This is a genomic window from Rubinisphaera margarita (assembly GCF_022267515.1).
Classification (GTDB): Bacteria; Planctomycetota; Planctomycetia; order Planctomycetales; family Planctomycetaceae; genus Rubinisphaera; species Rubinisphaera margarita.
On record NZ_JAKFGB010000021.1, the window covers coordinates 102,223 to 115,878 of the forward strand.

General features: G+C 58.9%; 8 protein-coding genes. 5 read left to right on the plus strand and 3 right to left on the minus strand.

Translation table 11 applies throughout. The features are described 5' to 3' along the window. Positions 1 to 11 precede the first annotated feature (11 nt). Positions 12 to 3,689, plus strand: a complete 3,678-nt coding sequence (locus L1A08_RS20305) for a hybrid sensor histidine kinase/response regulator (RefSeq protein WP_238758368.1) — start codon at positions 12 to 14, stop codon at positions 3,687 to 3,689. Between the two features lie 50 nt (positions 3,690 to 3,739). On the opposite strand, the gene L1A08_RS20310 is transcribed toward L1A08_RS20305, so the two are convergent. The 3 genes from L1A08_RS20310 to L1A08_RS20320 are packed head-to-tail and all read right to left on the minus strand — an operon-like array spanning position 3,740 to position 5,906. Then, positions 3,740 to 4,111 (minus strand): SPW repeat domain-containing protein, encoded by a 372-nt coding sequence (locus tag L1A08_RS20310; RefSeq protein ID WP_238758369.1) that lies wholly within the window; start codon positions 4,109 to 4,111, stop codon positions 3,740 to 3,742. After that, positions 4,111 to 4,761 (minus strand): vitamin K epoxide reductase family protein, encoded by a 651-nt coding sequence (locus tag L1A08_RS20315; protein WP_238758370.1) that lies wholly within the window; start codon positions 4,759 to 4,761, stop codon positions 4,111 to 4,113. The genes L1A08_RS20310 and L1A08_RS20315 overlap by 1 nt, the downstream gene beginning before the upstream one ends. Before the next feature lie 41 nt (positions 4,762 to 4,802). Further along, positions 4,803 to 5,906 (minus strand): NAD-dependent epimerase/dehydratase family protein, encoded by a 1,104-nt coding sequence (locus tag L1A08_RS20320; protein ID WP_238758371.1) that lies wholly within the window; start codon positions 5,904 to 5,906, stop codon positions 4,803 to 4,805. A gap of 246 nt (positions 5,907 to 6,152) precedes the next feature. Between L1A08_RS20320 and L1A08_RS20325 the strand changes: the two genes are divergently transcribed. From L1A08_RS20325 to L1A08_RS20340, 4 genes are all read left to right on the plus strand, one after another. After that, positions 6,153 to 7,256 carry a cis-3-hydroxy-L-proline dehydratase gene (locus L1A08_RS20325; protein ID WP_238758372.1) on the plus strand — a complete coding sequence of 368 codons (1,104 nt, stop codon included), beginning with the start codon at positions 6,153 to 6,155 and terminating at the stop codon, positions 7,254 to 7,256. A gap of 135 nt (positions 7,257 to 7,391) precedes the next feature. Continuing rightward, on the plus strand, positions 7,392 to 8,768 hold the full coding sequence (locus L1A08_RS20330; RefSeq protein ID WP_238758373.1) for a DUF1501 domain-containing protein: 1,377 nt from the start codon (positions 7,392 to 7,394) through the stop codon (positions 8,766 to 8,768). 52 nt (positions 8,769 to 8,820) lie between these two features. Further along, the gene (locus L1A08_RS20335; RefSeq protein WP_238758374.1) at positions 8,821 to 11,304 is read left to right on the plus strand and encodes a PPC domain-containing protein; all 2,484 of its coding nucleotides are present in this window, start codon (positions 8,821 to 8,823) and stop codon (positions 11,302 to 11,304) included. Continuing rightward, positions 11,304 to 13,595, plus strand: coding sequence for a DUF1549 domain-containing protein (locus L1A08_RS20340; protein WP_238758375.1), 2,292 nt, complete (start codon positions 11,304 to 11,306; stop codon positions 13,593 to 13,595). Before L1A08_RS20335 ends, L1A08_RS20340 begins: the two co-directional genes overlap by 1 nt. The last annotated feature ends 61 nt before the right edge of the window (positions 13,596 to 13,656 follow it).

Consider the following 13,656-nt stretch of genomic DNA (forward strand, 5'->3'; position numbering starts at 1 on the left):
ATAGGTTCTTGATGACAAACACGCGCAAACTCTGGCTGATTGCTGGAATCCTGATTGCCGCCCTGGTGCTGACGATCGTCCCCGTCTGGTTCTGGCTTGGCTCACTGCAGGATCAGATGACGTCCACACGGCCCGATCGGGACGTTGTACTCTGGACAGCCCGCGCCATACTGGTCGCTCTGGCAGGCCTGCTGGCTGTCGGGCTCCTGACCGTCATAGGCATCTTCGTCATTGGTCGAAGAGTCGGCCGGACGGAAGAGACGCTGCGAATCACGCTCACGAGCATCGGGGACGCGGTCATTACCACAGATGCCGAGGGACAGGTGACCTACTTGAATCCGGTCGCCGCGGCGCTCACCGGATGGACGACAGCGGACGCGGCGGGCGTGCCTCTGACACAAGTCTTCGAGATTGTCAACGAATCGACTCGTGCCGAGGTCAAGAACCCGGCCCTCAGAGCGTTGCAGGAAGGTGTCGTCGTCGGGCTGGCGAATCATACGATTCTCATTGCCAGAGACGGCACGGAACGTTTCATCGATGACAGTGCCGCTCCGATTCGTGATACCGATGAGAATATCGTCGGCAGCGTGCTCATCTTCCGGGACATCAGTGAGCGGCGTCGGATCGAACGTCAGATGGAAGATGCCCGCATCTACGCGGAATGTATCGTAGATACCGTGCGCGAGCCGCTGGTGGTTCTCAATGGCGATCTTCGCGTGTGGACGGCGAACCGTTCTTTCTATCAGACCTTCCGTGTCACTTCAGAGGAGACGGAACGCTGCCGACTCTACGAATTGGGCAACGGGCAATGGAACATTCCCCAGTTGCGGTCGCTGCTTGAAGAAATCCTGCCGCAGAATTCCGTGGTCGAGAACTACGAGGTCGTCCACGATTTTCCCGACATCGGGCGTCGCACGATGCTGCTGAACGCCCGCAAGCTGTACCGGGCCGGCAATCATACCGAACTGGTACTGCTTGCAATCGAGGATATTACCGAGCGTCAACAGGGCCAGGAGAGCCTGCGGCGACTGGCGTCTCTGGTCGAATCTTCGGATGACGCCATCATCAGTAAATCGCTGGATGGGACCATTCAAACCTGGAATGCGGCTGCCGAACGAATCTTTGGTTATACCGCCGAACAGGTCATTGGCCGTCCTGTCTCGATTTTGATTCCGGAAGAACGGGCCAGCGAAGCGAAGCAGATCATGGACCAGCTGAGGTCTGGACATCATGTCGAACATTACGAGACGGTTCGTGTGAAGAGCGATGGGCAGAGGATCCATGTCTCACTGACGATTTCCCCCATCAAAGATGATTCCGGTCAGGTCATCGGCGCCTCGAAGATCGTTAGAGACGTGACCGGACGCAGAGATGCCGAGACGGCATTGAAGGAGGCGCGATCGCGGCTGGAGTCGACGCTGGCGGCTGCGGAGATCGGGACGTGGGAATTCGATCCGATCTGCAACGCTGTGCGTGCCGATGTGAATCTCGCCCACATGTTCGGAGTTGCTTATGAAGGCGAGGCCGCTGAGTCGCTGGAATTGTATCTGGCGGCCATTCATCCCGAAGATCGGGAGCGAGTGACCTCCGCCATCGAGGAAGCTCTGGCGGGAAAAGACACCTACGAAGCCGAGTACAGGATCGTGGGGGCCAACGAGAACATCCGCTGGGTCGTTGCCCGTGGCCGGGTTGAACGGGATGCGTCCGGGCAAGCCGTTCGGATGCCAGGGGTGGTCGTCGATATTACCGGCCGCAAGCAGGCCGAAGCAGAACTGCGCGCGAGTGAACAACAAAGACGTCTGGCGCTCGATGCAGCGGAACTCGGTTCATGGAACATTGATCCGGCGACAAACGAACTCGTCTCTGACGATCGGTTTCGTATGATGTTCCATGGTTCCACCGACCCGCTCACGTACGAAGAGGCATTTGCCCGCCTTCATCCCGACGACCGTCCGAGAATCCGAGATGCTATGGCGGCTGCGACCAATCCCGACGACCCCGTCCCGTATGCCGAGGAATATCGGGTCATTCATCCCGACGGGCAGATCCGCTGGGTGTTTGGATGGGGGCGCGGGAACTTCGATCCGGCGCAAAAAGACCGCCTTGTCAGTTTCGACGGCACGGTCATGGATATCACGGAACGGAAACGGATTCAGGACGCTCTCCGGGAACAGGAGCTTAGGTTCCGCATGCTGGTCGAGCAGGTGGAGGATTACGCCATCTTTGTGACCGATGCCGAAGGGAGGGCGACGACCTGGAACGAAGGCGTTCTTCGCGTGCTCGGCTTCACGGAAGAGGAATTCATCGGCGTCGATATCGTCTCATCGATCTTCCGCCCGGAAGACGTGGAGAACGGAGTGGCCCAGGCCGAACTGGCAGAAGCCGCGGAGACGGGGAGTGCCAGCGATGATCGCTGGATGAGGCGGAAAGACGGCACCCATTTCTGGGCGGCCGGCGTCACCACCGGCTTGCACGATGAGAACGGCAAACTGCTCGGCTTCATGAAGGTGATGCGCGACCAGACCGAGCGGAAGCAGATGGAAGACGATCTGCGGGAATTCGCCGCCGAATTGTCTGACGCGGATCGACGCAAAACGGAGTTCCTCGCGACTCTGGGGCACGAACTTCGCAATCCGCTGGCACCGATTCGCACCGGGCTGGAAGCGATGAAACTACTTGACGATGACCCGGACGCTTTGGCGGAGATCCGTTCGACGATGGAGCGTCAGGTCCAGCAGATGGTCCGCCTGATCGACGACTTGCTGGATGTCTCCCGCATCACCCAGAATAAGATGGAATTGCGGAAGTGTCGGGTCGCTTTGAACGATGTCGTGCGAAGTGCCGTGGAAGCGACCAAACCGTTCGTCGACGAAGCCGGGCATGAACTCACCGTCACGCTTTCTTCCACACCAATCTTCCTCGATGCCGATCCGAACCGACTGGCGCAGATCTTTTCCAATCTGCTGAACAATTCGACGAAATACACGCCTGATGGAGGACATATCTGGCTCACCGTCGAAGGCGACGGAAGCGACGTTATCGTCACCGTGAAAGACAACGGATTGGGTATCCCGACCGAGATGCAGGATCGCATCTTCGAGATGTTCACCCAGATCGATCGGCCTCAGGAGAAAAGCTACACGGGACTCGGTATTGGACTGACCCTGGTCAAACGACTGGTGGAAATGCACAACGGCAGCATTGCGATTCGGAGTGATGGACCCGGGCGCGGGAGCGAGTTCAGCGTACGACTGCCAGTTCTGAGTGACGCGTTTGGGGGCCACTCTTCGGAAACCGAGACGGCGGCGAGGGCGAATCCATTGCGCATTCTAGTCGTCGACGACAACAAAGCCGCGGCGTCGATGTTGAGAATGGTCGTCAAGATGCTGGGCAACGACGTCCGCCTGGCTCATGACGGGCAGCAGGCGGTAGACGTCGCCGAGGAGTTCCTGCCGGATGTCGTGCTGATGGATCTTGGTATGCCCAGGATGAACGGCTACGAAGCCGCTCGAATCATCCGGGAGAAATCCTGGGGAAAAGACATCCTCCTCGTCGCTCTCACAGGTTGGGGACAGGATGAAGACCGGGAGCGAAGCCAGGCGGCCGGCTTCGACCATCATCTGGTCAAACCGGCGGAGCCAGCGGCTGTGCAACTCCTGCTGGCGAATCATCAACCGAGGATGGCTTAGAGCCTGTCATTTAGAGCCTGTCATCAGGCTCGCGGGTTGGCCGGACGGCTTCAGAACTTGAGACGGGATTCGTCCCAGGCCCGCGACGGCGTGGAGGCTTGGCTCGGGATGACGGCGAACATCAGGAGCAGAAAGCCGATGATGAGGTTGTTCTGGAGTGCCGGTGGCGAGATGACCTCAGGCGGATCAATTGACCCGGCCGAGAAATACCCGAAGCCCATCATCCAGACCGCAAGCCCGATCAGCAGCAGATGAGCCCGGCGAAGCGGCGGCCAGTAGCACAGCATCGGGATCACGATCAACGCTAACCCGCAGAGCAGATCGTTCCACCACCACGCGCTCTGGTCGAACGGATGTCGAAAGATGAAAGGGCTCGCGATCATCCACCAGCCGAGCATGAATTCAATGATCCTAGCCCACATCAGCTCGTACTCCCTGCAACCATTTCATCACCGGCTCGATAGCAGGCGTCAGTCGGGAATCCCCAGAAGGCTTTCCACATCACGCCGTAATCTCCCTCGCTGATTCGCCACACACGGCGCAGATAATGAAGGCACGACCAGACTTCATCGTACGCGAGATAGATCAGGATCAGGGAAATAACAGCGGTCACAAGACACAGGAAGCACCAGTAACCAACGACCAGTCCCTGACAGCCGACGAGAATTATGCTGACAATGCCCAACGGAATGACATCGAACCCGAAGATGATCACAATCCAGGGACGAGTCTGCCAGCGGCGTGTTGAACCGGCCATGCCGAAGATTGCATCTCCGAGATAGGCCAATGCTCCAAACGCGGCATCGGGCACGCGAAACCAGCGATACATATAATGGGACGTCTCGGAAGTCAGCACGAACTCCGAACCGTTCTTTCCTTCCTCGCCACTGAAGAAAGGATCCCACACCCAGGGAATCAGGCCCCATTGGTACAACGCCATGTAACCGGCGATCGCAAAGCCGATTGTGGCCAGAATGGCGACAGGGACTCGCTGGCTCCACGCAGACGGATTGTGGCCGAACGGTATCACCGGCGCATGGAGAGGCAGGAGTTCGCGGGCGGAATGTGACATCTGCTGTCTTTCTTCTCGGACTGGTGAAACGGACTCCAGAATCAGGACCTCGAAATCGAATCGGGGGCCGGGATCCCATTCGCCTCATACCAGCCTTCAGGATCGGCTTTGAGCTGCTCCGCCATTTTCGGAATTTCTGACCGCAGGCTGTGCTTCGGTTCCCAGTCCAGTGACTCCCGCGCGTGACTGATGTCGGCCTCGTAGTGATGGTCCGCCAGGTCAACCATCCATGGCTTGATGAACTGTTCTTCGTCGGGACCGATCTTTCCTTTCACCCAGGCACCTGCCTTCGCCACCGGGGCGGGAACACGGAACGTCGGCCATTCGGTGCCATGAAAGGCGTCGCCGAACAGGTCCTGAAGTTCACCGTAGCTGACGACTTCGGGTTCAGCTATCAGAAAGATCTCTTCTCGCGCCAGGTCGTGTCGCCGGTCGACGATCTGTTTGAGGCAAGTCGTCAGATCGTCGAGATGAATGAAGGTATTCCCGTGTTCCGGATTGCCGGGGAACACGTAACTCTCCATCTGCTTTTCATAAATACGGGCCATTTGCTGAGTAATGGGGGGCGAATGACCAGCTTCGTCGTACCCCCCGGCGATGCGGGCGAGCACGTAGGGGATTTCACCATGATGAGCACGGATGACCCGCTCGGCGGCAATCTTCGATGCGGGATAAGCCCACTCACCCCGCATGGGGGAAGACTCATCGAGTTCCTTTTCGGCATCGGGCTCCATCGCGAGCAGACTGCTGGAAAACAGAAACTGTTCGACTTTGAAGTTCTGTAAGGCCGCGAGCAGTCGACGTGTCCCCTGAACCGTCAGTTCGTCATAAAGGGGGCTCGGCTCGCCGCTGAAATCATGATAGGCGGCCAGATGCACAACGCTGGCGATTCGCTCGCCGAACTCGTTGCGGATCTGTTCCATGGTTGACCGGATTGAATCCTCTTCGGTCAGGTCGGTCTCGAAGAACGCGTCGAAGAGGCCCGATTCCTCGGGTGGCGAGAGATCGAGTCCCACGAGGCGATAGTCGTCTCTCCATGCCCGCGCCAGTCGCAAACCGATCAATCCGCATGAGCCGGTAATTACAACCACGGGGCGGGATGATGAGTCTGATGACGGTGCGGAGGTATTGTTTCCAGGATTCATGGCGTTTCCTTTTCCAGTTCAAGGACGCAGAGGAGCAGCGAAGAGTGAACGTGTTCTCCTGTTCGATTCGGATGGAAAGTCTCCCTGCGACGCCAGAAGTTTCAGCAAACATCATGCCGCTTCGCACCTGGAGAGATTCAGTGCGTGTCCATTCGCGTGGTGGAATCGATTCCTGTCTGAAGCGAAACCTGATGTAATACGGAAAGCTATCCGTCGATGACATGACCAGCATGAGGTTCGTCCGCTATGAAGATTGTCCGCATTTTTGCCCATCGAGTTGAGCTGCCGCTGGTGGAAGGCTCTTACAAATGGTCCGGCGGCAAGTCGGTCTCCGTGTTCGACAGCACGATCGTCGGCGTTGAAACGGCGTGCGGCCTGACAGGCTATGGCGAGGTTTGCCCCCTGGGGCCGTTTTATCTTCCGGCTTATGCCGAGGGAGTGCGAGCCGGGCTGAGGGAACTGGCCCCTCATGTGCTTGGCTGTAATCCGCGGGAGCTGGGAGTGCTTAACCGACGGATGGATGCTGCGTTAAAGGGACATCCTTATGTCAAGTCCGGGATCGACATCGCATGCTGGGATCTTCTCGGGAAAGTGACCGGACTGCCTGTCTGCGAGTTGATGGGCGGCCGCTTCGGAGAGAGCGTTCGGCTGTATCGCGCGATTTCGCAGTTGCCGCCCGACGAGATGGCTCGCAACGTCGCCGAGTATCGTCAGCAGGGATACACGCGGTTCCAGCTGAAGGTCGGAGGCGATCCCGATCAGGACATCGCACGGATTCGAGCCACCCGGGAGATCCTTTCACCGAATGAACGACTTGTAGCCGACGCCAACACGGGCTGGACGCAGCACGAGGCGATGCGGGTCGTGAGAGCCGTCCGCGATCTCGACGTTTACATCGAGCAGCCATGCGAGACGTATGAAGAATGTCTCGCGATCCGTAGGAGGACCGATCATCCTTTCGTCCTCGACGAGAATATCGATTCCCTCCAGATGCTGCTGCGAGCGAAGTCCGATCTCGCGATGGATGTGGTCAATCTGAAGATCAGCAAGCTCGGCGGCTTAACGAAAACTCGACAGGCTCGCGATCTGTGCGTCTCGATGGGCATTGCGATGACGTTGGAAGACAGTTGGGGCGGCGATATTACGACAGCGGCCATTGCTCATCTGGCCCACAGCACGCCCGAGGAACTCCGCTTCACCAGTACCGACTTCAACAGTTACGTCACCGTAAGCACGGCTAAAGGTGCCCCCCAGCGACAACACGGCTTCATGCAGGCCGGGAGGGCTCCCGGACTGGGGATCTCGCCTCGCGAAGAAGTGCTCGGTGAACGTGTCGTGGACGTTTCCTGATCCGAACTCGCAGGCGAGCGGCTGATGCTCGATTCTCAAAACACGGACCTGGCGCGTCGGCTTGGGATTGAAACGGCTTCCCTGCGGGTGTTACCGTAGGAATCCCTCCCCAGATAACTCACAGGGATCCAGCATATGAACTCCTCCGCTGACTATGGACAAGGCTGTCGTGGTTACCGAGCCTTGCCCCGCCGACAGATGCTTCAGGCTGGCGTGCTTGGTGCACTCGGGCTTTCGACGGCCGACCTGCTTCGTCTTCAGGCCGCGGAGACAGCCGGCCAGACGATTGAGCCTCGCGCCAAGAGCGTGATTCAGATCAATCTCCCCGGCGGTTTCCCGCATCACGAATCGTTCGATCCCAAGCCGGAGGCTCCTGTCGAGTATCGCGGTTCGTTCGGCGTCGTGAAGACGCGAACTGGCGACATTTTCAGCGACAACCTGCCTCAACTGGCTTCGATCGCGGACAAATTGACCGTGGTCCGTTCGGTGGTCGGAAAGATCCCTGATCATGGCCAGGCGACCTATCACCTGCACACGGGTTACACACCATCGACCGTCATCGACTACCCGCAGCTGGGCTCAGTGGTTTCCCACGAACTCGGCCCTCGCGGCGAGCTTCCGTGTTACATCGCGATCCCCGGTAAGAATTCCTCGGGAGGAGGCACAGGGTTTCTGCCGAGCAGTCACGGTCCCTTTGAGACCGGCGGCGATCCCGCGAAGGAGAAGAAGAACTTCCAGGTGCGCGACTTCTCGCTGCCGTCCGATCTTTCGCTGGAACAGCTTCAGCGTCGCCGGGCGGTTCGCGAACTGGTCGATCAGCGGATTCGTTCCCTCGAAGCCAATCCCGTGCTCCTCGACACGATGGACGAGTTCCATGCAAACGCCTATTCGCTTCTGACCTCAGCCGATGCCCAGAAAGCGTTTTCGTTCGAAGACGAAAGCGATGAAACGTTCGAGCTCTACGGCAGTGAAGTCACCGGCGATATCAAGGGGCCGGACGGTCGACTCCACCCGAAAGGACTGGCGGAACGGCTGATTATCGCTCGGCGTCTCGTCGAATCCGGCGTTCGGTTCGTAACGCTCGAATACGGTTCCTGGGATTGCCATATCGGAGTGGAAAAGACCTGTCTCGATTATATGCGGCCGTTCGATTACGCGATCGCAGGACTCGTGGAAGATCTGGATCGCCGCGGCCTGCTCGATTCGACGATCGTCTGGGTGACAACGGAGTTCGGTCGAACGCCGAAGGTCAACAAGGAGAGCGGCCGCGACCACTGGGCACGCAGCTACTCGATGATGGTCGCCGGCGGCGGTTTCAATCGGGGCCTTGTTTACGGCGCCAGCGACTCCACAGGGGGCGAACCCGTTCGCGACGGAGTCACGCTCGAAAACCTCATCGCCACGATCTACCACCAGCTGGGGATCGATGCCCGCAAGGAACTGGTTGCGTTCGGCACGCGCCCGATTGAAATCATTCGCGACGCCGAAGTCGTCAAACAGCTTATCAGCTGAGCATGAAGCTTAAGAGTCGACGCCAGCTTTCTTCTTCAGGAGCCAACTTCGCATGCGTGCGTTTAGCCGGGTGATCATCCGATCTGCATTTGTTGTTCTCATTTCGGGTGGGGCTGCATCGGCGGATCCGTGGATCGAAAGCGTAAAGCCGCGACTCGTTGGTCGGGGAACCACGAGCGAGATCGTGATCTCAAAATGGCGGCATGAGGCGCAGGAGTTGATCTTCTATCCAGCGCAGACGATGGATGCCGCCGAGGGGAACGACTCGGCGAAAGGCATTCGTTGCGTGGGGACGGAGTTTGACGCGGAGAAGGATCGCCTCCTCTGTCGGCTGGAAGTTGCCGACGATTGCCAGCCGGGCGAGTATCCTTTCCGCGTACTGACCGCCGTGGGACTCTCCTCGATGGGCACGGTTCATGTCGGTCCCTTTCCCGTGATCGATGAGGACGAAGCCAAAGCCAATACGAACGACACCGTGGAAACGGCGCTGCCGGTCGAACCGAATGTCACTGTCCGTGGCACGCTTTCGAATAGTGCGGCCGATGACGTCGACTGTTTTCGCGTGACGGGCAAAGCGGGCCAGCGACTCTCTATTGAAGTCGACATGGTCAAGATGGGCGACGATCTGCGATGGAACCCCGTGCCTGAAGGCTACGATTCTGTTGTCACCGTTCTGGATTCCTCCGGGAAGCGAATCGCGCGGAACGATGATTCTTCATTGAACCGGCAGGATCCGCTTCTGTCGGTGAAGCTGCCCGCTGACGGCGATTACACGATCGTTCTGCAGCGGTCGATGTTTATTCCGGAGGCGCGAGAGTACGCGATCCACATCGGTCAGTTTTTTCGACCGCTGGTGGCCTTTCCCCTCGGCGGGCCGTCGGGTGAACCGCTGCAGGTTCAATTGCTGGGCGATTCTCTGGGCTCCGTGAAACAGACCGTTGTTCTGCCGCAATCGGCCGGCACCTATCCGCACTTCGGCGACGCCCCATTACCACTCTCGCTTCGTTCCAGTCCGTTTCCGAATGCGATGGAAGCGGCGGACGAAGCCGAGACGAAGGTCACCGCGTTACCGGTCGCCATCAATGGCATCTTGTCGGAGCCGGATCAAACGGATCGGTTTCGGATCAAAGTGAAGAAGGGGGAACCGCTTCAGGTCCGCGTCTGGGCCAGCGCTCTCGGCTCGCCTGTTGATCCCGTCATCAAACTGCGTCCCGTTGATGCAGCGGGGGGAGAGGGAGCGATCGAACTGGAAGCCGACGATGCCACGCTGCACGAACGCGATATCTTCGGCGGACATGGTGACTTTCCCGACAAGTTTGATCCGTCGGTTGTGTGGACGCCGAAGCAGGACGGCGAGTACCTGCTCGATCTTTCTGATTCCCGCGTCTTCGGCGGTGCGACTCACGTCTATCGGATCGAGATTGCCCCCCCCACGAACACGATGCATATCGGCCTGTCCTGGGAAGATTACAAACCGGAGCGCCCGCGGAAGACCTCCCTTTCAATTCCCCAGGGTGGACGCTGGACCGTCCGGCTGTCGCTGTATCCCGGTCAGGGAAGCCAGTTCGAAGGCCCGCTCGATCTCGATATCCAGGGGTTACCGCCGGGCGTGCGGATGCTTTCGCCCCAGCTCCCGTCGTTTCAGTCGGCCTGGCCGATGACGTTCATCGCCGAGCAGGACGCGCCTCTGACTGCGTCACTGGTTCGCGTCACCGCTCGATCAGCGGAGGGGAGCGAACCGTTCGCCACCGTCAATCAGCAGAACCTTCAACGGGTGTCATATTCGCACTACCCGTGGCGAAATATCCGTGTCGATCGGTTCGCGATGGGAGTGAGTGAACCGGCTGGCTTCGCGTTAGAACTCGAGGCTCCGGAGCAGCCCCTGATGCGAGGCTCCGAGATGACAATCCCGGTGAAGATCGATCGGCAACCGGGGTGCGATGAGCCACTTGAGATTCAGTGCGAGTTTGCTCCGTCTGGAGTTGGTGTTTCTCCGGCCGAAATTATCCCTGCGGGGGAAACCACCGCGTACCTGACCCTGTCCGCAGCGGCGAATGCCAGGCTCGGCAGCTCTCCGCTTTATGTCATGGCGACGACGACGCAGGCGCGAGGCGGGAAGGAGAACAGTCGAGTGAGAGGCGATTCGATTCTCGGCTCCGAGAGGGTACGGGTTTCGTCAGCCGTGATTGACATTAAGGTCGCCGATCCCTTCGTCTCACTGGCCAGCGAGCCCCAGAGTGTACGCCGGGGAAACAGAATTGCTTATCGCTGGGCCATCAAACAATTGCGGCCATTTGAAGGCCAGGCCAGCGTTCACATGCTGGGGCTGCCTGTCGGCCTGACAGCCGTCGGAGAGGCTCCTACGATCGACAGGACTTCGACCGAGGTGGCTGTGGATCTCGAAGCCAGTGACGAAGCTTTGCTCGGCCTGGTAGGGGATCTTCAGTGCGATGTGAAGTTCTCGGTCGAGGGCGAAGAAATTCATCTGCGTACCGGTTCGGGTAAGTTGCGGATCGACCCCCGCCTGGAGAAATGATGCATAAGAAAACCTGCAACGAAGTCGAGCAAGGGACCTTGGTTGTGCGCGTGAAATCAATTCTGATGCTGCTGTTTGCGGCCTTGACGATGGCCGGGAATGCAGCCTGCTTCGCCGAACAGGCCAGCGATCCTCCGACGTCGGAGAACGCGGCCGTCCCGAGCTTTCGGCGGGATGTCATGCCGGTCTTCTTCCGGGCGGGATGCAATGCTGGAACCTGCCACGGCTCGGCCCGCGGCAAAGATGGATTCATGCTTTCCCTGTTCGGCTACGACCCCGCTGGCGACTACCGTCGCACCGTCGAGGAGATCCCCGGCCGGCGTATCAACGTGGCCGTCCCCGAAGAAAGCCTGTTGTTGCTGAAATCGATCGGCGCGGTTCCGCATACGGGTGGTAAGCGTTTCGAACGCGACAGTGAGCTGGCGAAAACGCTGCTTGCCTGGATTGAGGCCGGCGCTCCTGATGACGTGGGCGATGTTCCCGACGTCGCTGATATTGCAGTCTCCGAGCAGTCGCTCGTTTTCCAGAAGGCAGGGCAGACAGCCGACCTGCGAGTCACCGCAACATACACAGACGGTTCGACTCGCGATGTCACCTCACTGGCGCTCTTTGGTACGAATAACTCAAGCGTCGCCGAGATCGATTCCGCCGGCCGGGTGACTTCCACCGGACCAGGGGACACCACCGTGTTTGCCCGATTCAGCCGCTTCACCGTCGGAGCCGAGGTCATTGGGCTGCCACCCGCTGAAGGGTTTGTCTGGCCGGATCCCCCGGAGGCGAACTTCATCGATCGACTGGTCTTCGAACGACTGGAGAAGTTGCGAATCGCTCCCTCGGAACTTTGCGACGACGAAACGTTCCTTCGACGCGTGACACTGGACCTGGCAGCACGTCCGCCAACGGTCAAGGAGTATCACGCATTTATGGAAGACGAGTCTGCTGACAAGCGAGCTCGGAAGATCGACCAGTTGCTGGCGAGTGAAGACTTCACCGACTACATGACCGCTCTGTGGGGCGAACTGTTCCGGATCAACAGTCAGGACTACACCGGGCGGGCAGACTCGCATAAGCCCGCCAACGCATTCTACCGCTGGATTCGAGATCAAATTGACGCCGACCGGCCGTTTGATGAGGTCGTGGCCGAGATGACGACGGCGGTCGGGAGCACGAATATCAACGGAGAGACTGGCCTCTATACGATGCTCATCAAGAACTATCGGCTCGACCCCAAAGTTCTTGCGGCGGATTATTCCCAGCTCTTTCTCGGCGTGAGGATGCAGTGCGCGGAGTGCCACAATCATCCGTTCGATCGCTGGACGATGGACGACTACTACGGATTCGTCAGCTTCTTCACATGTGTGGAACGGAAACCTGGTAGCGACAGCCGTGACCGTCGGGTGATCTTCGATGCGTCGGCTCCGCCGGCTCGGCACGCTCTCGATGGTCGACCGGTCCCTGCGAAACTGCTTGGTGCTGTCAAACCGGTTAGCAGCGAAGGGGATCCGCGACGGGCGCTCGCGGCATGGATCAAGGACCCTGAGAACGATTTGTTCAACCGAAACATTGCCAACCGCATGTGGGCTCATCTGTTTGGAGTCGGTATTGTCGATCCGGTCGATGACTTCCGGGCGACAAACCCACCGGCTAACGGTCCTCTTCTGGAAGCACTTGCGGATCGTTATGCCGAGCACGGGCGGAAACTGCGACCGCTGATCCGTGATATCTGTAACTCGCGCGTCTATCAGCTTTCGGTGGAACCCACACCATCGGGGGAGAATGACCAGCGACAGTTCTCGCACGCTCAACTACGGCGCCTTCGAGCTGATGTGTTTCTTGACGCGATTGTCGCGGTCACTGGCGAGCCACGATCGTTCCCGAATTCACCGACCGGGACCAAGGCCATCAGCTTCATCAACCGGCGTCAGGGCTATTCGGCCTCAGGCGACAGGGTGCTCGATACGTTCGGGCAATCGGCGAGGAAGTCTGTCTGTGCGTGCGATACGAGTACGGATCCCTCCCTTTCGCAGGTGATGCATCTGCTGGTTGGGGAAACGGCCGGTCCACGGGTGCGAAACGCGGCTGCTCGCGGCGTGCTCAAGCAGATCATCGACGAAGCGTCGAAGCCTGAAGAAGTCATTGAGGCAGTTTTCATTCGCGTTCTTTCCCGTCGTCCGAATCCGGCCGAAGTCGACGCGCTGGTCAGGCTGGTCGATCCAGAGAAGCCATCAGCCAGTTACGAAGACATCTTCGCCGGGCTGATCAACTCGAATGAGTTCCTCTTCAACCACTGATATCAGTTCGCCTCGATCTACTCGCCCGCCAACGTTCCTTACCTGTCATCGTTCGGAGTAA